The following is an 18,894-nucleotide window of genomic DNA, read 5'->3' on the forward strand; positions in this document are numbered from 1 at the left end:
CGTGAATGTCAGGAAGTTGTGGGGAGGCCGTCGTGGACCCGTCCGGGGCCCGTCCCTGAGGGCGCATACGATCGTCCTCATGTGCGCGCACGTCGTGGTCGCGGAGGACGATCCCCAGCAGGCCGACCTGGTTCGGCTGTACCTGGAGCGGGAGGGGCATCGCGTGGTCGTGGTCCACGACGGCCGCTCCGCGCTGGAGGAGGCGCGCCACGGCCCGGCCCAACTCCTGGTCCTCGACGTGGCGATGCCGGTCATGGACGGGCTCGACGTCTGCCGGGCGCTGCGCGCCGAGTCCAGCCTCCCGGTGCTGATGCTGACCGCCCGCACGGCGGAGGAGGACCTGCTGCTCGGGCTCGACCTCGGCGCCGACGACTACCTCACCAAGCCGTACAGTCCGCGCGAACTCGTCGCCCGGGCCCGCGCGTTGCTGCGGCGCGGCCGCCATCCCGCGCCCCCGCCGGCTTCCCCTTCCCCCGTCCTCACCGCCGGGCCCCTGACCGTCGATCCGCTGCGCCACGAGGTGACCGCCGACGGCCGGCCCGTCGACTGCACCCCCGGCGAGTTCCGCCTGCTGGAGGTGCTGGTCTCCCAGCCCGGCCGGGTCTTCACCCGCGCCCAGCTGCTGGAGCACCTGCACGGCATCGACCGGTACGTCACCGCCCGGACGGTCGACACCCACGTGATGAACCTTCGCCGCAAGATCGAGCCCCGACCACGCCGCCCCGCCCGCCTGTTGACGGTCTACGGCATCGGCTACAAGCTCGCCCGGGAGCCGCGCGGTGCGTCGTGACTCCCCGCCCCGCCGCAGCCTGCTGCTGCGGCTGCTCGCCCTCTCCGCCCTGGTCTCGCTCTGCTCGATCGCCGCGACGGCCTGGCTGACGGCCCGCACCACGACGGGCGTGATCCGGCAGGAGCGGCGCCAGGCGCTCGCGGACCAGGCGCGGATCTACGACGAACTGCTCGGCTACGCCGCGACCCACCGCGACTGGAGCGGCGTGGAGCCGACCGTGCGGCGGCTCGCGGCCGACACCGGGCAGCGCGTCCTGCTCACCACGCCGCGCTTCGAGCCCCTCGTCGACTCGGACCCCGGCTCCACCCCGCCCCGTACGCCCACGGCCACCCTCGACCCGCTCGCCGTCGACCCCTCCCTCCTGCCCGGCTCCCCTGACGACCGGATCGACGCCCGCGCCGTCGGCCCCTTCCAGCCGACCGCCGCCGAACGCGCGGCCCGCGACGAGGCCGCCCGCAGCCGCTCCCGCTGCACGGAGGCCGCCCCCTGCGCCTCCCCCGTCGTCCTGGAGGCGCCCGCCGCCAGGGAAAACTCCGCCCTCGCCGACCTCACCGCCCTCGTCAACACCTGCCTCGACCTGCGCCACCTCCCTCCCGTCTCGCTCCCCTCTCCCCCGCGGGACGAGGCCACCGCCGACTGCCTCGCCGACTCCCGCCGCCGCCAGCTCGCCCGTTACGTGGCCCCGCCGGCCCTCCTGTTCACCGGCACCACCGCCGACGGCCCGGTCCTCTCCACGCCCCACCACGGCCAGGTCGCCGAGGTCGCCGCCCTCGTCCTGATCCTCTCCGTGGCGATCACCACGGCGGTGGGCCTACGGCTCTCCCGCCCCCTGAACGCCCTCACCCGCGCCGCCCGCCGGATGGCCGAGGGCGACCTCACCGCCCGGGTGGCCACCTCCGGCCGCGACGAGATCGCCCAACTCGCCGCCGCCTTCAACGCGATGGCGCAGCGCCGCCAGCGCCTGGAGGAGCTGCGCCGCGACCTGGTGGGCGACATCGCCCACGAACTGCGCACCCCGCTCACCAACATCCGCGGCTGGCTGGAGGCCGTCGAGGACGGCGTCGTCCCCGCCGACACCGCCCTGAGCGCCTCCCTCCTCCAGGAGGCCCTGCAACTCCAGCACCTGATCGACGACCTGCGCGACCTCTCCACCGCCGACGCCGGACGGCTGACCCTCCAGCTCCGCCCCGTGAACGCCGCCGACCTCCTCGCCCAGGTCGCCACCGCCCACGGCGCCCACGCACGGGCCTCGGGCGTCACCCTCACCCTCGAGCCGCCACCGCCCGCCTGCGAACTCCTCGCCGACCCCGTCCGCCTGCGTCAGCTCGTCGGCAACCTCGTCACCAACGCCGTCCACCACTCCCCGCCCGGCGCCACCGTCACCCTCCGCGCCCGCACCGCCCCCGACGCCCTCCTCGTCTCCGTCACCGACACCGGCCCCGGCATCGCCCCCGCCGACCTCCCCCACCTCTTCGACCGCTTCTGGCGCGCCCCCGCCCCCCACCCCGGCAGCGGCCTCGGCCTCGCCATCGTCCGCCACCTCACCCACCTCCACCACGGCACCGTCCGCGCCACCGCCACCCCCGCGCACGGCACCACCTTCACCGTCCGCCTCCCCCTCGCGGCAGGGCCATGAGCCGCCGGCCACGGGCGAAGAGGCCCCTGACGCCCAGCCCAGCCCGGTCCGGTCAGGGCAGCCGGGCCGACGGCGCGAGACCCGCGGTGCGCGCGGCCAGGCCCGCCTGGACGGTGAAGAGGCGGTCGCGCGCCTCCTGGTCGAGCGCGCAGAAGTGCCCGTGCGCCTCCAGGGTGACGAAGCCGTGCACGGTGGCCCAGGCCAGCACGGTCGCCTCCAGGGCGTCGGGGACCAGCGGGGTGCCGAGCCGGCCGTGCCGGGCCGCGGCCGCCACGAACTCCACCATGTGCTCCATCACCCGCCGCCCGGCCGCCGTGGTCGGCCCGTCGACCGGGGCCGCGTACCCGGGCACCGGGGAGCCGAAGATGAGGGCGAACCGCTCCGGGTGCCGCTGCGCCCAGCCGCGGTAGGCCACGCAGATGGCGAGGAAGCGGCCGTCGAGGTCGTCCGGCGCGATGGTGGCCCCGGTCGCCCTGAGCGCGTCCGACAGGCTGTCGTAGGAGTCGGCGACGAGCGCGGTCAGCAGTTCGTCCCGGTCGGCGAAGTACCGGTACAGCGCGGGCGCGGTCATGCCCAGGCTGCGGGCGATGTCGGTGAAGCGCAGGTTCGCGCTGCCGTGCTCGGCGATGAGACCGAGGGCCGCCTGCTTGATCTCCTCCACCGTGCCGGCCCGCAGCCGCTCACGGCGGGTCCGGGCCTCGCCCATCTCGGTCATCGCGTCTCCGTTCGCCCGGTGCGGGACGGCACCGCATTGACAATCCATCCCCGTCGACAGATACGTTACGCCTCATAACAGCGTTACGAGGCATAACGCTTTGCGGGGCGCCGCCCCTCGCCACGTACGACGGAGGAACTCATGTCCCAGGCACCACGCGACGAAGGACGGCCGACCGCCGGGGGCCGGGCCCCGCACCGGCCCGGCCCGCTCGGCCGAATAGCCGGCTGGAGCTTTCGCCACCGGGGCCGCACGGTGCTGCTGTGGCTGCTCGCCGCCGGCGCGGCCTTCGGCCTCTCGGCCGGTCTCGGCGCGAAGTACAGCGCGGACTACAGCGCCCCCGGCTCGGACTCCAAGCAGGCCCAGCAGCTGCTCGCCCGCGACTTCCCCGGGCTCGGCGGCGAGTCGATCAACCTGGTGCTCTCCTCCGACCAGGGCGTGACCGACGCCGCCACCCGCGCCCGGGTCCAGGACCTGGTCGCGCGGATGGCCGCCGTGCCGCACGTCAGCGGCATCGACGACCCGTACGGCCCGCGCGGCAAGGTGTCACCCGACGGCCGCACGGCGCTCGGGCAGCTCCACCTCGACGTCGCCAACGCCCCCGACATGCCCAAGGCCGACACCCAGCGCCTGCTCGACCTCGCCGACACGGCCTCCGACGGGCTCCAGGTGCACCTGGGCGGCATGGCCGTCCAGGCGGCCGAACAGGGCTCGATCGGCTCGGAGGGCATCGGCATGGCGGCCGCCGCCGTGATCCTGGTGATCACCTTCGGCTCGGTCGTGGCCGCCGGCCTGCCCCTGCTGACCGCCCTCGGCGGACTCGCCGTCAGCACCACCCCGCTGCCCGTCCTCGCCGCGATCATGCCCGTGCCGGACTGGTCGACCTCGCTCGCCGCGATGCTCGGCATCGGCGTCGGCATCGACTATGCGCTGCTCCTGGTCACCCGCTTCCGGGAGTGGCGCGCCGAGGGGCTGACGCCCGAACAGGCCACCGTCGCCGCGCTCGACACCGCCGGGCGCGCGGTCGTGGTCGCCGGGCTGACCGTGGTGGTCAGCATGCTCGGGCTGTTCGCGATGGGCCTGTCCTTCATGCGCGGCGCGGCCGTCTCGGCGATCCTCTCCGTCCTGGTGGTCCTCGCCGCCTCCGCGACCCTCTTCCCCGCCCTGCTCGGCTACCTCGGCCGCCACATCGAGCGCCTGCGCCTGCCGCTGCCGCGCCGCCGCGGCCCCGAGCAGGCGGTCGGCACCGGCTGGCTGCGCTGGAGCCGGCTCGTCCAGCGCCACCGCGTCCTCGGCGCCCTCACCGGGGTGATCGTCCTCCTGGCGCTGGCGGCGCCGTTCCTCGGCGTCCGCTTCGGCTTCCCCGACGCGGGCAACGACCCCGCCGGCCGCTCCAACCGGCAGGCGTACGACACGGTGGCCGCCGGCTTCGGACCGGGCAGCAACGGCCCGCTCCTCCTCGTCGCCGAACTGTCCCCCGGCACCCGGCCCGACGCGGCGGCCGCGCTCCCCGACGGGCTCCGCGCGGTCCCCGGCGTGGTGGCCGTCACCCCGCCGCTGCCCAGCACCGACGGCCGCTCCCTGCTGCTGACGGTCGCCCCGGCGACCGGGCCGCAGAGCACGGCCACCAAGACCCTCGTCCGCGACCTCCGGGAGCACGTCCTCCCCACCCTCGCCGGCCCCGGGGTCCAGGTGCACGTCGGCGGGGCGACCGCCGCCGCCATCGACAGCACCGACAACATCGCCGGCCGCATCCCGCTGCTCGTCGGCGGCGTGGTCACCGTGTCGATGCTCCTGCTGCTCGTCGCCTTCCGCAGCGTGGCCGTCGCCCTCAAGGCCGCCGTGATGAACCTGCTCTCCGTCGGCGCCGCGTACGGCGTCGTCGCCCTCGTCCTCCAGGGCGGCACCGCCGGCCGCCTGATCGGCATCGACACCCCCACCCCGCTCCCCGCCTTCGTCCCCGTCCTGACCTTCGCCGTCCTGTTCGGCCTCTCGATGGACTACGAGGTGTTCCTCGTCAGCCGCATGCAGGAGGCCTGGCTGCGCACGGGCGACAACGCGCGGTCCATCGTCACCGGCCTCGCGGGCACCGCCCGGGTCATCACCGCGGCGGCCGCCATCATGGTCGCCGTCTTCGCGGCCTTCGTCCCCTCCCCCGACCTCCCCATCAAGGTCATCGGCGTCGGCATGGGCTCGGCCATCCTCATCGACGCCACCCTCGTCCGCCTGCTCCTCGTCCCCGCCGTCATGCACCTCCTCGGCCGCGCCAACTGGTGGCTCCCCTCCTGGCTCGACCACCGCCTCCCCCACCTCCACATCGAGGGCCACACCGACCTCTACCGCCCCACCCCCGCACCCGCCCCCACACCCGCCCCGGTCGCCTGACCCGGACCGCGCGGCTGCTCCGCCGCCCGTCGTCGGGGCGCGGAGCAGCCGCGCGGGAACGCAGGCGACAGCATGAGGTGAACGCTTCAAAACGGCGTGTGGTCGTGTTAGCGTCCCTCGGATGTCGAGGATTCTGGTCACCGATCTGGACGGCACCTTGCTCGGCGGCACCCCGGACGACCGGCGTCGGCTGAGGGACGCCCTGGCCCGGCACCCCGAGGTGGTCCCGGTCTTCGCCACCGGACGCGGACTGGCCTCGATCCTCGAGGTCCTTCGCGATCCGCTCGTCCCCCGGCCCCGGTGGATCATCGCCGACGTCGGCGCGACCGTCATCGACGGCCTGGACTTCACCTCCGTCGACCCGGTCCAGGAACAGCTGCGGACCGGCTGGCCAGGGCCGGACCGGGTACGCGCCGCGTTGGGCCGTTTCCCCGAACTTGTCTACCAGCACGACGTCGTCCAAGAGGGCCGCTGCTCCTACCACCTCGCCCCGGGCGGGCTCACCGAAGAACTCACCGCGGCCGTCGAGGCCCTCCGCTGCACCTGGGTGTACTCGGCGGAGCGCTACTTCGACGTCCTGCCGCCAGAAGCCTCCAAAGGCAACGCCCTTCGGGCCCTGGCCGGGAAGCTGGGCTGGCGGCCCGAGGAGATCCTCGTCGCCGGCGACTCCCTCAACGACCTCTCGCTGTTCCGGACCGGCACCCACGCCGTGGTCGTCGCCGGCGCCGAACCCGCGCTGCTCACCGCCCTCGCCGAGGACCCCCGCGTCCACCGCCCCGGTCGGGCCGGCGCGGCCGGCATCCACGCGGCGCTCCAGGAGCTCGGCTGGCTCTCCCCCGATCCCGACTCCGACCCCGACCGCCCCGCCGACCGGCACTCCCTCGTGCTGGCCTACCACCGCCCGCCGCTCCACTGGAACGGCGACAGCTGGCAGCCGCCCACCAGCCCCAACGGCATCCTGCCCACCCTGACCAGCGCCTTCTCCGACGGTCTGCCGGGGATCTGGGTCACCACGCTGACCGGGCGCGACCAACAGGCCCCGCACCCGCGACCCACCACGCTCCCGCTGGCCGCCGTACCGGTGGACCCGGCCACGTGGAGCGGCTACTTCCACCGCGCCTGCAAGGAAACCCTGTGGCCGGTACTGATGTCCGAACCGGGCCGCTCGATCCACGACGAACGGGCGTGGGCCGACTACCGCACGGTCAACGCCCGCTTCGCCCGGCACATCAGCGCGCAGGCCGCCCCCGGCGCCACCGTCTGGCTCCACGACTACAACCTCTGGCTCGTCCCCGGCCGGCTGCGCCGCATCCGACCCGACCTCAGAACCGGGATCTTCCACCACACCCCGTTCCCCGCCCCGGAGACCTTCGCCACCCTCCCGGTCGCCGCCGAACTGCGCTCCTCATTGGCCTGCCTCGACTGGGCGGGCTTCCACACCGAGGAATTCGCCGACCACTTCCGCCGGACCCTGGCCGGCCTGCCCGAACCACCGCGCGTCGGTGTCCACCCGCTCGGCATCGACCGGCCTGCCATTGAGAAGCTCGCCCGCCTCCGCGCGCCGCACCGCCGCCCGGTCATCGGCCGTGTCGTGCTCTCGGTCGAACGCCTCGACTACGCCAAGGCTCCGATCCAGAAGGTCGACGCCATCGACCACCTGCTCACCCTCCGACCCGGACTGCGCGGCCGGATCACCTTCCGGCTCGTCTGCCCACCGCCGGAGCCCGGCATCACCGCCTACGACACCACACGCGACCACCTCGAACAACGCGTCCCCGAGGTCAACTCCGCTTGGCGGCAGGGAGCTTGGCAACCGGTCGACTATCTTCCCCACCGTCTGTCCACCACCGAGGTCGTCGACGAGTACCTGGCGGCGGACGTACTCTGGGTGACCTCCCTCCAGGACGGGATGAACCTGACCGCCAAGGAGTTCGTCGCCGCCCGAGCCGCCCTCCTGCACCGTCACGCCGATCCGGGAGTCCTGGTGCTCTCCCGCCACACCGGCGCCGCCTCCGAACTCGGCGAAGCCGCACTGCTCACCGATCCCCGCTCACCGGGAGACCTCAGCACCGTCCTCGGCCGGGCCCTCGACCTCCCCCTGGCCGAACGCCGAACCCGCATGCACCGGCTCTCCGAACTCCTCGGCCACGAGCGGCCCACCGACTGGGCGACCCGCATCATCCACATGATCCGGAGCAGCGACACCGACAGCACACCACCGCCGGCGTGATGCCCCCACCCGCCGACCCGGGCATCACGGGCCGGCCGTGGTCGCAGCGGCTGGACGCCAACTACCTTGCACGAGAGGCACGGTGCGCGGCGATCAGCTTCCGGTACCACCCGTACGACGCCCTCGGCGTCCGCTCCTGCGTCGCGAAGTCGACGTGGACGAGCCCGAAGCGCTGGTGGTAGCCCTCCGCCCATTCGAAGTTGTCGAGGAGGGACCAGGTGTAGTAGCCGCGGACGTCGGCGCCCTCGGCGACGGCGGTGGCGAGGGTGTCGAGGTGGGTGGACATGAAGTCGATGCGGGGCTGGTCGGGGGTGGTGGGTTCGGTGACGGAGCAGCCGTTCTCGGTGATGGTGAGGGGCGGGAGGGCGTCGCCGTACAACTCCTTCAGGCCGTGGAGGAGTTGGCGCAGGCCGTCGGGGACGACGGGCCAGCCGAAGGCGGTGTGGGGGGCGTCGGGGATGTCGACGAGGTCGAAGGGGAGCAGGCCCGGGGCGGTGGGGGCGGCGACGCGGGTGGGGTTGTAGTAGTTGATGCCGAGGCCGTCGAGGCCGGGGGCGTGGATGAGGTCGAGGTCGCCGGGGCGGACGGCGCCGTAGATGTCCTCGGGGACGCCGAGGGCGGAGAGGTCGGGGTGGCGGCCGAGGAGGACGGGGTCGGTGAACAGCCGGTTGTGGAGGGTGTCGTAGGCGGAAGCGGCGGCCAGATCGGGGGCGGAGGACGAGGCCGGCCACACCGGGGTGAGGTTGTTGGAGAGCATCACCTCCAGGCCCCGGTCGTGCAGGACGGTGGCGGCCAGGCCGTGGGCGAGGAGCTGGTGGTGGGCGGCGGGCAGCGCCTCGAACATCATCGTGCGCCCGGGGGCGTGGGTGCCCAGCGCGTAGCCGAACACCGTGTGCACGAAGGGCTCGTTGAGGGTGATCCAGGCGGGGACGCGGTCCCCGAGCCGGTCGGCGACGACGGCCGCGTAGTCGGCGAACCGGTACGCGGTGTCGCGGTTCAACCAGCCGCCCGCGTCCTCCAGCCCCTGGGGCAGGTCCCAGTGGAAGAGGGTGGGCAGCGGGGTGATGCCGGCGCCGAGGAGGGCGTCGACGAGGCGGTCGTAGAAGGCGAGCCCGGCGGGATTCACGGCGCCCGCGCCCGCGGGCACCACCCTCGGCCAGGCCACCGAGAACCGGTAGCCGTCCAGCCCGAGGCCCTTCATCAGCCCGATGTCCTCGGCGTACCGGTGGTAGTGGTCGCAGGCCACCGCCCCCGTGTGCCCGTCCCGCACCGCGCCCGGCCGCGCGCAGAAGGTGTCCCAGATGGACGCCCCGCGCCCGTCCTCCCCCACCGCCCCCTCGATCTGGTACGCGGCGGTGGCGGCGCCCCACCGGAATCCGGCGGGCAGGTCGAAACGGTCCGGCACGGCAGCCTCCCGATGAGAACATGAGGGGTGCTCATGTTACCGGCGCGGCACCGAAACACCAGAGGCCCCGGGCCGCCCTCCCGGGGTCACAGACGCGCCCAACCGAAGGGCCCCGCCGACCATCGGTCGGCGGGGCCCGGGATCCGGCGGTGCGTCAGGCGGCCGTACGCGCCGGGGTGGAGGGGCTGCAGGGCGCTCAGTCGGGTGGGGGCAGGTGCTTGAACTGCTCGACGACGGACTCGGCCTGCGACACGGCGGCCCTGAGCAGCGCGGCGACGATGTCGTGCTTGGGCATGCCGGTGCGGGCACGGATCTCCGCGACACAGGCGGTGAAGTCGTCGCAGACGTCTCGGGCGAGGTACCAGGACCGACGGGTCATCGCCGCCCTGGCCCCGGACGGGGTCCGAGCGCGGGCGGTCGCCCCAGCCTGTGTCTGCCCCTGCAGGGCGTTCGTCCACCAGGAGGTGTCCGGGGAGGGCGGCCGGCGGCGCGAGCCGGCCGAATCGGGTGAGCGGTAGGTCATGCGAGTACCCCTGTCCGATATGCGCGAAATGTCCCAGTGAAGTGATACGGGGCGTTTCCGCAGGTGGGGACGCACATGGCACCCCCACCGTCTTCGGGAACCTACAAGACCCCTGCCCGTAGATAGTCCCCGGCCGCATCGCACACCGCGGCCGGGCCTCGTACGGTGAAGGAGTCTGGGGGCCTGCGGCGCTGGTGGCTCAGCACCGCAGGCCACACGTCACCGGCCGACCAGTGCGGTCAGCACGGTGATCAGGCCGATCGTGATCAGGATCGCGATCAGGCGGACGGTCCGGGTGCGGTCCTCAATCGCCGACTGGACCGTCCGCCAGAATTCCCTTCCGAACATGCGGCACCACCTCCCTCCCCGGCGCAGCAGCGCCTTTGACCAAGTGTCGGCTCAGGGAGCAGGTGAGACGGGGCGCGTAGCACAACGAGATAAGCCCACGGACTCTGTCGAGTGTCTCCAGAGCCAGGGGCGCCCACGGGGGATTCAGGCCGCGGCGGGCGACTTCCTGCGGCCCGGCGTCGTGGCGGCGGGCCTCCTGTTCGGCAGCGAGAGCCGGACGACCTTGCGCCACGCGGAGAGCACCTGCTTGGGGAGCGGCCCGGTGACGTACTCCAGTTCGTACTTCTCGAACAGCGCGCGCACCTTCACCGCGACCTCGGCGTACCGGTTGCTCGGCAGGTCCGGGAACAGGTGGTGCTCGATCTGGTGCGACAGGTTCCCGGTCATGAAGTGCATGGCCCTGCTGCCGCTGATGTTCGCCGAGCCCATCATCTGGCGCAGGTACCACTGGCCACGCGTCTCGCCCTCGACGGACCCGCGCTCGAAGACCTGCACGCCCTCGGGGAAGTGCCCGCACATGATCACCGAGTGGGTCCAGATGTTGCGGACCAGGTTGGCGGTGAACGTGGCGGCGAGCGTGGGGAGGAACGACGGGCCCGACAGCAGCGGGTGGATCACGTAGTCCTTGAGCACCTGCTTGCGGATCTTGCGGCCCACGGCCCTGGCCCGCGCGCGGAACTCCGGGTCGTCGCGGCGGCCGTCGCGCAGGTTCTTGCCGAGCTCCAGGTCGTACGCGGCGATGCCGTACTCGAAGAAGCAGGCGTTGACGAGGTTCCACAGCGGTTGCCCGAGGTGGAAGGGGTGCCACTTCTGGTCCTCGTCGACGCGCATGATGCCGTAGCCGAGGTCGTTGTCCTTGCCGATCACGTTGGTGTACGTGTGGTGCAGCTCGTTGTGCGAGTGCTTCCACTGCTCGGACGGCGAGACGTGGTCCCACTCCCAGGTGGTGGAGTGGATCTTCGGGTCCCGCATCCAGTCCCACTGGCCGTGCAGGACGTTGTGGCCGATCTCCATGTTGTCCATGATCTTCGCGACGGACAAGCCGGCGGTGCCGAGCAGCCACGCGGGCGGGAAGATCGAGAACAACAACACGCCCCTGCTGGCCAGTTCGAGCTTGCGCTGCGCCGAGATGACCTTGCGGATGTAGGCGGCGTCCTTCTCGCCGCGGGCGGCGATCACCTCATCGCGGATCGCGTCCAGCTCGCGGCCGAGCTCCTCGATCTGCTCCGCGGTCAGATGGGCGGTGGGGTCGATGGCGGTCAAGGTGCTTCTACCGTTCGATGTCGCAGGGGCCCGCCGCGGCGGACACGCAGGTCTGGATGAGGACGCCCGGCTCGGCCTCGGTGATCTCGCCGGTGCGCAGGTCGCGGACGGCGCCGGCCTTGAGCGGCGTGACGCACCCGAAGCAGATGCCCATGCGGCACCCGGACGGCATGAGCACACCGGCCTCCTCGCCGACGTCCAGCAAGGGCCTGGCGCCGTCCGCGTCGACGGTCCTGCCGGTGGCGCTGAACGTGACCGCACCGCCGTCACCGGCGACGACGACGCGGGGGCGGAAGCGTTCGACGTGCAGGCGCTCCAGGGCGCCGTGCCCGGCCCAGTGCTCCTCCGCGGCGTCGAGCAGCCCCCCGGGCCCGCACGCCCAGGTCTCGCGCTCGGCCCAGTCGGGCACGAGGCCGTCGAGACGGGCGAGGTCGAGCCTGCCGTCGGTGTCGGTGTGCACCTCGATGAGCCGCAGCCTCCCGTCCGCGACCAGGTCGTGCAGGTCGTCGCGGAAGATCACGTCACGCGGCCGTGGTGCGCAGTGGACCAGGACGACGTCGTCGAGCCCGGTGTCGCGCAGCATGCCCATCACGGGCGTGATGCCGCTGCCGGCCGTCAGGTAGAGCACCTTGGCGGGCTTGGCGCGCGGCAGCACGAAGTCACCCGTCGCCTGGTCGAGCTGGACCAGCGTGCCCGGTCTCACCCCGCGGACCAGGTGATTGCTGACCTTGCCGCCCGGGATCGCCTTCACCGTGATCGTGATGCGGCCGTCCCGGCGGTTCGTCGGCGAGGTGACCGAGTAGGCACGCCACAGGCGCACCCCGTCGACGTCGACCCCGATCCGCACGTACTGACCGGCCGTGTGGCCGCGCCAGCGCCGCCCCGGCCTGATCACGACGGTCGCGGCGTCACCCGTCTCGGGGTGCACGGCCTCGATGCGCCCACGCAGGTCGGCACCCGCGCGCAGCGGGCTGACCAGGTCGAGGTAGTCCGACGGCAGCAGCGGCGTCGTGACCATCTCCAGCAGTTTCCAGGCCCTGCTGCGGAGGGCTGCACTCGTCATGATTCCAGCTTGTGCGCCGCAGGGCGTAAAGTCCTGACCGTAGGACGTAAATCTCGTCGGCAGAATTGTTCGCAGGGAACAAAAAGGGAACAAAAAACATGAACCAGGCCATCCGGAGGGCCGGCGAGCCGGCCCTGGACGAGGAGACGGTCACGGCGCTCCGGGCCGCGCTGACGGCCACCGCCGACGAGGTCGTCCGGGCCATCATCGACGAGGTCCCTCCCTATGCGAACGCCCTTTCGGGCCGCATGGGCCGCACCATCCGCCGAGCCGTCCACACCGCCCTGGGGCACTACCTGGACCTCGCGAGCGGGAACGCCACGGGTGGCGACGCCGGCGACGCGGCGTACGAGCTGGGCCGCGGCGAAGTGCGCGACGGCCGTTCGATGGACGCCCTGCTCAGCGCCTACCGCGTCGGCGCCCGCGTGGCCTGGCGATGCCTGGCGGCGGGCGCCGTCCCCGCGGGTCTGCCCGCCGCCGAGGTCGCCAAGTTCGCCGAGCTGACCTTCGCGTACATCGACGAGCTCTCCGCCGCGAGCGCCGCGGGCCACGCCGACGAACTGGCCGCCCGGGGCAGGGCTCGCGAGCGCCACCTGGAACACCTGGCCCGCGACCTCCTCGCCGGCGCGAGCCCGGACGTGCTGCTGGCCTCCGCCCAGCGGGCCGGATGGCAGCCCCCGGCCTCACTGACCGCGGTCCTGCTGCCCGCCCCCCAGGGCCGGCCCGCCTACCGGGCGCTCGACCCGAGCACGCTCGTCCTCGACGACCTGCCGGACGCCACCAGCGTGCTGCTCGTCCCCGACGCCGACCGGTCGCACCTCCTGCGGCAGCTGGCCGACCGCGACGCCGTGGTCGGCCCGGCCCGGCCGTGGACCCGTGCGTCCGCCTCGTACGCACGGGCCGTACGCGCGCGCTCCCTCTCCCCCGATGTCCGCGACACCGAGGACCACCTGCCCGAACTGGTGCTGAGTGCCGACGCGGAGGCGTTCGCGGACCTGCGCGCCCGAGCGCTCGCACCGTTGCTGGCCCTGCCGACCACGACCGCACGGCGGCTGGAGGAGACGCTGCGGGCGTGGCTGCTCCACCAGGGCAGGCGGGACGAGGTGGCGGCGGAGCTGTTCGTCCATCCCCAGACGGTCCGGTACCGGATGTCGCAGCTGCGGGAGCTGTTCCCGGATCTCGCATCGCCGCACCGGGTGCTCGAACTGACCCTGGCGGTGGGTCTTCGGTCCGGCTGACGGGACTTTCAGCGGACGGGGGGATCTTGGGCGGGCCTGCGGGTAAGGTGGTGGATCGTGGCCAGTCGTAAAACGTCGATCATGGAAGCGGCCGCGCGGGTGATCGCGCGGCGGGGGGTGCGCGGGCTGCGGGTGGAGGAGCTCGCAGCCGAGGCGGGTGTGTCCACCGCGCTGATCTACTACCACTTCAAGGACCGGACGGGGATCCTCCGGCAGACGCTGGAGTTCATCAACGACCGGGCCGAGCGCTACACGACCGAACGGGCCGAGGACGCACCACCGTTGACGGCGCGCGAGGAGTTGGACCGGACGCTGCTGCTGGAGCTCCAGGACACCGCCGAGGTGCGGGAGAACAGCACCGCCTGGGGCGAGCTGCGGGCGAGCGCGGTGTTCGACGAGACGCTGCGTGAGGACCTGGCGCGGGCGACCCGGGTGTGGGTGCAGGAGATCGCCGAACTGCTGGGCACCGTACGGCCGATGTCCTCGGCGGTGGCGCTGGCCGGTGCGGCGGAGCGGCTGACGGCCCTTCTGGAGGGGCTGAGCACCCGCTGGCTGAGCGGCAGCCTGCCGCTGGCGCACGCCCGCACGCTGATGGCGGACGCGATCGACGTGGAAGTGGCCCGGCTCGGGTCCTGAGACCGACTCGGGTCCTGAGACCGGCACGGATCACTCTCCGCAACGGGATCGAGCCGTCGGAGTGATGCCACGCCGATAAGTTTGACTGATTTTTCAGTCAGTGCGAGCCTGAAGCAGCAGGCCCCCTCGCACGAACTGGAGACCCTCATGACCAGCTACCACGACGACCTGCCCCGGTACTGGGTGCCGGCCGACGACGTCCCGCACGCGCGGACCTGGATGTCCTGGCCCTCCCGCCGGGGCGTGTGGGGCCTGCGCCTGGGCGGCGTCCAGGAGGACATCGCCCTGATCGCCCGGACGATCGCCGAGTTCGAGCCCGTCGTGATGTGCGCCCCCGACGACTGGAGCGCGGACAAGGCCCGCGCCCGCTGCGGCCCCCGGGTGGAGGTGATCACCGCGATCCCCACCGACGACCTGTGGATGCGCGACACCGCGCCGGTGTTCCGCCGCGACGGCTACGGCGGCATGGACGCCGTGGTCCTCAACTTCAACGGCTGGGGCAACAAGCAGGTCCACTACGACGACGCCCTGGTCGCCGAGCGGATCGCCGCCCGGCGCGGACTGCGCCACTCCTTCGCGGACTTCGTCGGCGAGGGCGGCGCGATCGAGACCGACGGCGACGGCACGGTGATGGCCACCGAGAGCAGCCTGGTCAACAAGAACCGCAACCGCGGCATGAGCCGGGACGAGATCGAGGACGCCGTCCTGAACGCGTACGGCGCCGACACGATGATCTGGCTGCCCGGCATCAAGGGCCAGGACATCACGGACGACCACGTGGACGTGACCTCGCGGTTCGTCCGGCCCGGCGTGGTGATGGTGCAGCTGCCCCCGCCGGACCGCGACGACGCGTGGGCGCGCGACGCCCGCGAGCAGTTCGCCCTCCTGTCCGCCGCCACCGACGCCCGGGGCCGCCGCCTCCAGGTGATCGTGGTGCACGGCCCGGACACCGTGCGCTCGCGCAGCTCCAAGTTCGTCGACTCCTACCTCAACTTCCACCTCGTCAACGGCGGTGTGATCACGGCCCAGTTCGGCGACCCGTACAAGGACGCCGCCGCACGGGAGACTCTCGCCGCGGCCTTCCCCGGCCGCGCCGTCGTCCAGCTCGACGTCGACCGGCTGATGACCGGGGGCGGCGGCATCCACTGCTCGACCATGCACGAGCCGATGCCGTAACGGACCCCGCCCACAAGCCCCCGACCCACAGCCGGAGTACCCCTCATGCCCGACGCCCTGTCCCGCCGCACCCTCATACGCTCCCTCGCCGCCGCCGGCGCCGGGGTGGGCGCCCTCACCCTCGGCCTCACCGCCTGCGACCCCAACGGGATCGAGGACCCGGAAGCGCCCGCCGTGCCCACCGGCACCCCCGGCCCCCGCCGCTTCGGCGCCGAGTGGGAGAAGCACCTGCGCACCGTCATGTCCTGGCCCGCCTCCGAGACCGTCTGGGGCGACCAGCTCCCCGACGTGCGCCGCGACGTCGCCGGCCTCGCCCGCGCCATCTCCGCCCGCGAGCCCGTCGTCCTGATGGCCTGCCCGGAGCAGGCGGACGCCGCCCGGAAGGCCTGCGGCTCCGCGGTCGAGGTCGTGCCGATCGCCGTCGACGACCTGTGGGCCCGCGACACCCTGCCGGTGTTCGTCGAGGAGGGCGGCAAGGTCAAGGGCGTCGACTTCAACTTCAACGGCTGGGGCGGGAAGCAGCAGCGCGGCAACGACTCCAAGGTCGCCCGCGCCGTCCTGGAGAAGTACGGCGTCGAGCGGATCGAGACCAGGCTGGTCAGCGAGGGCGGCTCCTTCGAGACGGACGGCCGGGGCACGCTCATGGTCACCGAGAGCTCGGTCGTCAACGACAACCGCAACCCCGGGATGAGCCGCGACCAGGTCGAGGCCGAGCTGAAGAAGGTGCTCGGCGTCACCAAGGTCATCTGGCTGGCGGGCGTCAAGGGCAAGGACATCACCGACGCCCACGTGGACTGCCTGACGCGCTTCGCCGCCCCCGGCGTCGTGCTGCTCGACCAGGCCTTCCCCGGCGGCCCGGCCGACGTCTGGTCCCGGGCCGCCGACCAGGCCCGCGGCGTGCTGCGCGGCGCCACGGACGCGACCGGGAAGAAGCTCCAGGTCATCGAGCTCCAGCAGCCCGACCCCGACCGGATCACCGGGCGCGGCGACGCCTTCGTCTCCTCGTACATGAACTTCTACATCGGGACGAAGGGCGTGTACCTCCCGAAGTTCGGCGACGACCGGGCCGACACCAGGGCGCAGCAGACGCTCAAGCAGTACTTCCCCGACCGGGAGATCGTGCCGGTGAAGATCGACGCGATCGCGGCGGGCGGCGGCGGCATCCACTGCGCCACCCACGACATCCCCGCCCTGGGCTGACGGACGGTCACGGCGCGGGGGAGGCGGCCGCCTCCTCCGCGCGCCGCCTGCGGTGCTCGACCCGGGTGCCCGCGACGACCGTGAAGGCCAGGCTCGCGGCGATGATCCCCTCCGCCCAGAAGAAGGCGACGTAGTCCATCAGCGAGCCGACCGGAGGCGAACCCGGCGCCGCGTTGCGCATCCCGACCAGCGCGAAGAGCGTCGCGGCCATCCACCCGAGCGAGGGCCAGACCAGCCCCTGGCCGCCCCGGTAGAGCACCTCCGCCCCGGCGAGCACGGCCAGGGCGAGCGCCCACATCGCGGCGATCATGAACCAGGCGAGGATGAAGGTGCTCCGCGCCCGGGAGACCCGGCCGTCCAGGAGGACGGCCCCGTTCGCCGTCGGGGTGCTGACGGGGCGCACCACGAAGAAGGGGTCGGCGTCGGCGAAGACCAGGCCGACCGGCACGGCGCCCGCCGCGTCCGTGGCCGAGAAGGCCAGCTCGAAGTGGTAGCGGTCGAAGGGGTAGTCGGACGCGGTGCCGTCGTACAGGTTCGCCTTGACGGACTGGGGCGTCGCGCTCTCCCCCGCCGCCGCCCGCACGTCGGTGCGGGCCTCCGAGCGGACGGCGACGTCGACCTGACGGGTGAACACCGCAGGGTCGGCCGCCGAGGCGAGGGTGCCGTGCGGGACGGCCATCACGTAGAGGCCGAGTTCGCCCGCGCCGGAGTCGATCTCCTGGGCGGTGAGGTCGAGTTCGATCCAGTCCCCCGCCGTCGGCAGGGCCAGCTCGCGGGTCTGCTGCCGGGTGTCGCGCTCGTTGAGGTAGAGCGCGATGCCGGCGGAGCACAGCACGGCGAGGATCAGCAGGGCGAGCGCGAAGCGGTTGCCGCGCAGACGCCTCGTGCCGTCGCCCCTCGTGCCGTCGCCCCTCACGCCGTCGTGGAGGGGCTCGACGCGGCTCCCGCCGCCGGCTGCTGCTGGGTGGCGCAGTGGATGCCGCCGCCGCCCGCCGCGATGTGGTTGATGGACAGCTGGACGACCTTGCGGCCCGGGTGGAGGTCCCCGATGACGCCCGCCGCGTGGTCGTCCGCGGCCTGGTCGCCGAAGCGCGGGACGAGGACGCCGCCGTTGCAGACGTAGTAGTTGAGGTAGGTGGCGAGGAAGTTCTTGCCCGCGCCCTGGATCAGTGCGAAGTCCGGTTCGGGCAGGTCGACGACCTTGAGGGCGCGCCCGGCGGCGTCGGTCGCGCCCTGGAGCACCTGGCGCGCCTGCTCGGAGGCGGTGGTCCAGACGTCCGGCGGGGTGTCGGCGGCGGGGCGGTGCAGGAAGACGGTGCCGGGCTCGGCGAACCGGGCCAGCGCGTCCACGTGGCAGTCGGTGATGTCCTGCCCGGCGACGCCCTTGAGCCAGATCACCTTCCGCACGCCGAGCAGGTCCTTGAAGGCGGCCTCGATCTGGTCGCGGGTCTTGCCGGGGTTGCGGTTGTCGTTGACCCAGGCGCTCTCGGTGGCCATCAGCGTGCCCTCGCCGTCCACCTCCAGGCCGCCGCCCTCCCCGGTGACCGGGGCGTCGAGGCGGGTGAGGCCGTAGTGGTCGAGGAGGGCGGCGGCGACCTTGGCGTCCGAGGCGTGGGTCTGCTTGCCACCCCAGCCGTTGAAGTGGAAGTCGACCCCGGCGAGGCCCTGCGGGCCGGTGACGAAGGTCGGGCCGGTGTCCCGGGCCCACAGGTCGTCCACGGCCAGTTCCAGGACCTCGACCGTGGAGCCGCAGGCCTGGCGGGCCTGGTCGGCCTGGTCGGGGCGGGCCATCAGGACGACGGGTTCGAAGCCGGCGACGGCCTGGGCGAGACCGGCGATGTCCTGCCGGACGCCGGGGAGTTGGTCGCCCCACACCTCCTCCAGGGCCGGCCAGGCCATGAACGTGCGCTGGTGCGGGCGCGACTCGGCGGGCATCGCCCACCCGGCGGCGGACGCACCGGGCGAGGTCGCACCGGTCGCACCGCTCGGGCCGGGCGGCTGCTCCTGCCCCGTGTCGCCGGAGGAGGACGAGCAGGCGCCAGCCAGGGCGAGGGCGGCGAGCGCGGCCCCGGACTGCAGGAGGGCGCGGCGGGACGGCCGGGAGGGAGCCATGGGGCCTCGTTCCGGTAGGTGTGTCGGGACTCGGCTCCGCAGGCTACTGAGGAAACGGTCAGCTCCCGGCGCGGCGGGGGGGGGGGGGGGGCCGGGGGCCCCGCCCCCCCCCCCCCCGCCCCCCCCCCCCCCCCCCCCCCCCCCCCCCCCCCCCCCCCCCCCCCCCCCCCCCCC

At 73.3% G+C, this 18,894-nt stretch carries 16 protein-coding genes; 8 read left to right on the forward strand and 8 right to left on the reverse strand.

Annotated features, from left to right (window positions below):
• The first annotated feature begins 79 nt into the window (after positions 1 to 79).
• Both ACIRRS_RS37490 and ACIRRS_RS37495 read left to right on the forward strand, forming a co-directional pair.
• Positions 80 to 790, forward strand: a complete 711-nt coding sequence (locus ACIRRS_RS37490; RefSeq protein ID WP_402981255.1) for a response regulator transcription factor — start codon at positions 80 to 82, stop codon at positions 788 to 790.
• Entirely contained in the window at positions 780 to 2,426 is a 1,647-nt protein-coding gene (locus tag ACIRRS_RS37495) for an ATP-binding protein (RefSeq protein WP_402981258.1), read from the forward strand. The genes ACIRRS_RS37490 and ACIRRS_RS37495 overlap by 11 nt, the downstream gene beginning before the upstream one ends.
• A gap of 52 nt (positions 2,427 to 2,478) precedes the next feature.
• On the opposite strand, the gene ACIRRS_RS37500 is transcribed toward ACIRRS_RS37495, so the two are convergent.
• Positions 2,479 to 3,141 (reverse strand): TetR/AcrR family transcriptional regulator, encoded by a 663-nt coding sequence (locus ACIRRS_RS37500; protein WP_402981261.1) that lies wholly within the window; start codon positions 3,139 to 3,141, stop codon positions 2,479 to 2,481.
• Between the two features lie 141 nt (positions 3,142 to 3,282).
• Here ACIRRS_RS37500 and ACIRRS_RS37505 point away from each other — a divergent pair, with 141 nt between their 5' ends.
• On the forward strand, positions 3,283 to 5,526 hold the full coding sequence (locus tag ACIRRS_RS37505; RefSeq protein WP_402981264.1) for an MMPL family transporter: 2,244 nt from the start codon (positions 3,283 to 3,285) through the stop codon (positions 5,524 to 5,526).
• A 121-nt stretch (positions 5,527 to 5,647) separates the two neighbouring features.
• On the forward strand, positions 5,648 to 7,756 hold the full coding sequence (locus ACIRRS_RS37510; protein ID WP_402981267.1) for an HAD-IIB family hydrolase: 2,109 nt from the start codon (positions 5,648 to 5,650) through the stop codon (positions 7,754 to 7,756).
• Positions 7,757 to 7,817: 61 nt separating this feature from the next.
• Here the strand turns inward: ACIRRS_RS37510 and ACIRRS_RS37515 are convergent, their stop codons facing one another.
• The 5 genes from ACIRRS_RS37515 to ACIRRS_RS37535 all read right to left on the reverse strand — a co-directional run bounded on the left by ACIRRS_RS37515 (position 7,818) and on the right by ACIRRS_RS37535 (position 12,358).
• Positions 7,818 to 9,161 (reverse strand): GH1 family beta-glucosidase, encoded by a 1,344-nt coding sequence (locus ACIRRS_RS37515; RefSeq protein WP_402981270.1) that lies wholly within the window; start codon positions 9,159 to 9,161, stop codon positions 7,818 to 7,820.
• Between the two features lie 196 nt (positions 9,162 to 9,357).
• The gene (locus ACIRRS_RS37520; RefSeq protein WP_402981273.1) at positions 9,358 to 9,540 is read right to left on the reverse strand and encodes a hypothetical protein; all 183 of its coding nucleotides are present in this window, start codon (positions 9,538 to 9,540) and stop codon (positions 9,358 to 9,360) included.
• Between the two features lie 363 nt (positions 9,541 to 9,903).
• Positions 9,904 to 10,032 (reverse strand): hypothetical protein, encoded by a 129-nt coding sequence (locus ACIRRS_RS37525; RefSeq protein ID WP_402981276.1) that lies wholly within the window; start codon positions 10,030 to 10,032, stop codon positions 9,904 to 9,906.
• Between the two features lie 144 nt (positions 10,033 to 10,176).
• The gene (locus ACIRRS_RS37530) at positions 10,177 to 11,295 is read right to left on the reverse strand and encodes a fatty acid desaturase family protein (RefSeq protein WP_402981279.1); all 1,119 of its coding nucleotides are present in this window, start codon (positions 11,293 to 11,295) and stop codon (positions 10,177 to 10,179) included.
• A 7-nt stretch (positions 11,296 to 11,302) separates the two neighbouring features.
• On the reverse strand, positions 11,303 to 12,358 hold the full coding sequence (locus ACIRRS_RS37535) for a ferredoxin reductase (RefSeq protein ID WP_402981282.1): 1,056 nt from the start codon (positions 12,356 to 12,358) through the stop codon (positions 11,303 to 11,305).
• Between the two features lie 98 nt (positions 12,359 to 12,456).
• Between ACIRRS_RS37535 and ACIRRS_RS37540 the strand changes: the two genes are divergently transcribed.
• From ACIRRS_RS37540 to ACIRRS_RS37555, 4 genes are all read left to right on the forward strand, one after another.
• Complete coding sequence (locus ACIRRS_RS37540) at positions 12,457 to 13,596, forward strand: PucR family transcriptional regulator (RefSeq protein WP_402981285.1); 1,140 nt, start codon at positions 12,457 to 12,459, stop codon at positions 13,594 to 13,596.
• Positions 13,597 to 13,653: 57 nt separating this feature from the next.
• The gene (locus ACIRRS_RS37545; protein ID WP_402981288.1) at positions 13,654 to 14,232 is read left to right on the forward strand and encodes a TetR/AcrR family transcriptional regulator; all 579 of its coding nucleotides are present in this window, start codon (positions 13,654 to 13,656) and stop codon (positions 14,230 to 14,232) included.
• A 147-nt stretch (positions 14,233 to 14,379) separates the two neighbouring features.
• A complete protein-coding gene (locus tag ACIRRS_RS37550) occupies positions 14,380 to 15,408 on the forward strand; it encodes an agmatine/peptidylarginine deiminase (RefSeq protein WP_402981291.1) in 1,029 nt (342 codons plus the stop codon).
• Positions 15,409 to 15,453: 45 nt separating this feature from the next.
• Positions 15,454 to 16,608 carry an agmatine/peptidylarginine deiminase gene (locus ACIRRS_RS37555; RefSeq protein ID WP_402981294.1) on the forward strand — a complete coding sequence of 385 codons (1,155 nt, stop codon included), beginning with the start codon at positions 15,454 to 15,456 and terminating at the stop codon, positions 16,606 to 16,608.
• A gap of 7 nt (positions 16,609 to 16,615) precedes the next feature.
• On the opposite strand, the gene ACIRRS_RS37560 is transcribed toward ACIRRS_RS37555, so the two are convergent.
• Both ACIRRS_RS37560 and ACIRRS_RS37565 read right to left on the reverse strand, forming a co-directional pair.
• Positions 16,616 to 17,524, reverse strand: a complete 909-nt coding sequence (locus ACIRRS_RS37560) for a DUF4436 family protein (protein ID WP_402981297.1) — start codon at positions 17,522 to 17,524, stop codon at positions 16,616 to 16,618.
• Positions 17,521 to 18,720, reverse strand: coding sequence for an agmatine deiminase family protein (locus tag ACIRRS_RS37565; protein WP_402981300.1), 1,200 nt, complete (start codon positions 18,718 to 18,720; stop codon positions 17,521 to 17,523). The genes ACIRRS_RS37560 and ACIRRS_RS37565 overlap by 4 nt, the downstream gene beginning before the upstream one ends.
• Between the last annotated feature and the right edge of the window lie 174 nt (positions 18,721 to 18,894).

This window comes from Kitasatospora sp. NPDC101183 (genome assembly GCF_044767945.1).
Taxonomy (GTDB): domain Bacteria; phylum Actinomycetota; class Actinomycetes; order Streptomycetales; family Streptomycetaceae; genus Kitasatospora.

Coding starts and splice junctions, on each gene's coding strand:
- ACIRRS_RS37490 (WP_402981255.1), top strand. CDS start 80: ATGTGCGCGCACGTCGTGGTCGCGGAGGACGATCCCCAGCAGGCCGAC.
- ACIRRS_RS37500 (WP_402981261.1), bottom strand. CDS start 3,141: ATGACCGAGATGGGCGAGGCCCGGACCCGCCGTGAGCGGCTGCGGGCC.
- ACIRRS_RS37505 (WP_402981264.1), top strand. CDS start 3,283: ATGTCCCAGGCACCACGCGACGAAGGACGGCCGACCGCCGGGGGCCGG.
- ACIRRS_RS37510 (WP_402981267.1), top strand. CDS start 5,648: ATGTCGAGGATTCTGGTCACCGATCTGGACGGCACCTTGCTCGGCGGC.
- ACIRRS_RS37520 (WP_402981273.1), bottom strand. CDS start 9,540: ATGACCCGTCGGTCCTGGTACCTCGCCCGAGACGTCTGCGACGACTTC.
- ACIRRS_RS37525 (WP_402981276.1), bottom strand. CDS start 10,032: ATGTTCGGAAGGGAATTCTGGCGGACGGTCCAGTCGGCGATTGAGGAC.
- ACIRRS_RS37535 (WP_402981282.1), bottom strand. CDS start 12,358: ATGACGAGTGCAGCCCTCCGCAGCAGGGCCTGGAAACTGCTGGAGATG.
- ACIRRS_RS37540 (WP_402981285.1), top strand. CDS start 12,457: ATGAACCAGGCCATCCGGAGGGCCGGCGAGCCGGCCCTGGACGAGGAG.
- ACIRRS_RS37550 (WP_402981291.1), top strand. CDS start 14,380: ATGACCAGCTACCACGACGACCTGCCCCGGTACTGGGTGCCGGCCGAC.
- ACIRRS_RS37555 (WP_402981294.1), top strand. CDS start 15,454: ATGCCCGACGCCCTGTCCCGCCGCACCCTCATACGCTCCCTCGCCGCC.
- ACIRRS_RS37565 (WP_402981300.1), bottom strand. CDS start 18,720: ATGGCTCCCTCCCGGCCGTCCCGCCGCGCCCTCCTGCAGTCCGGGGCC.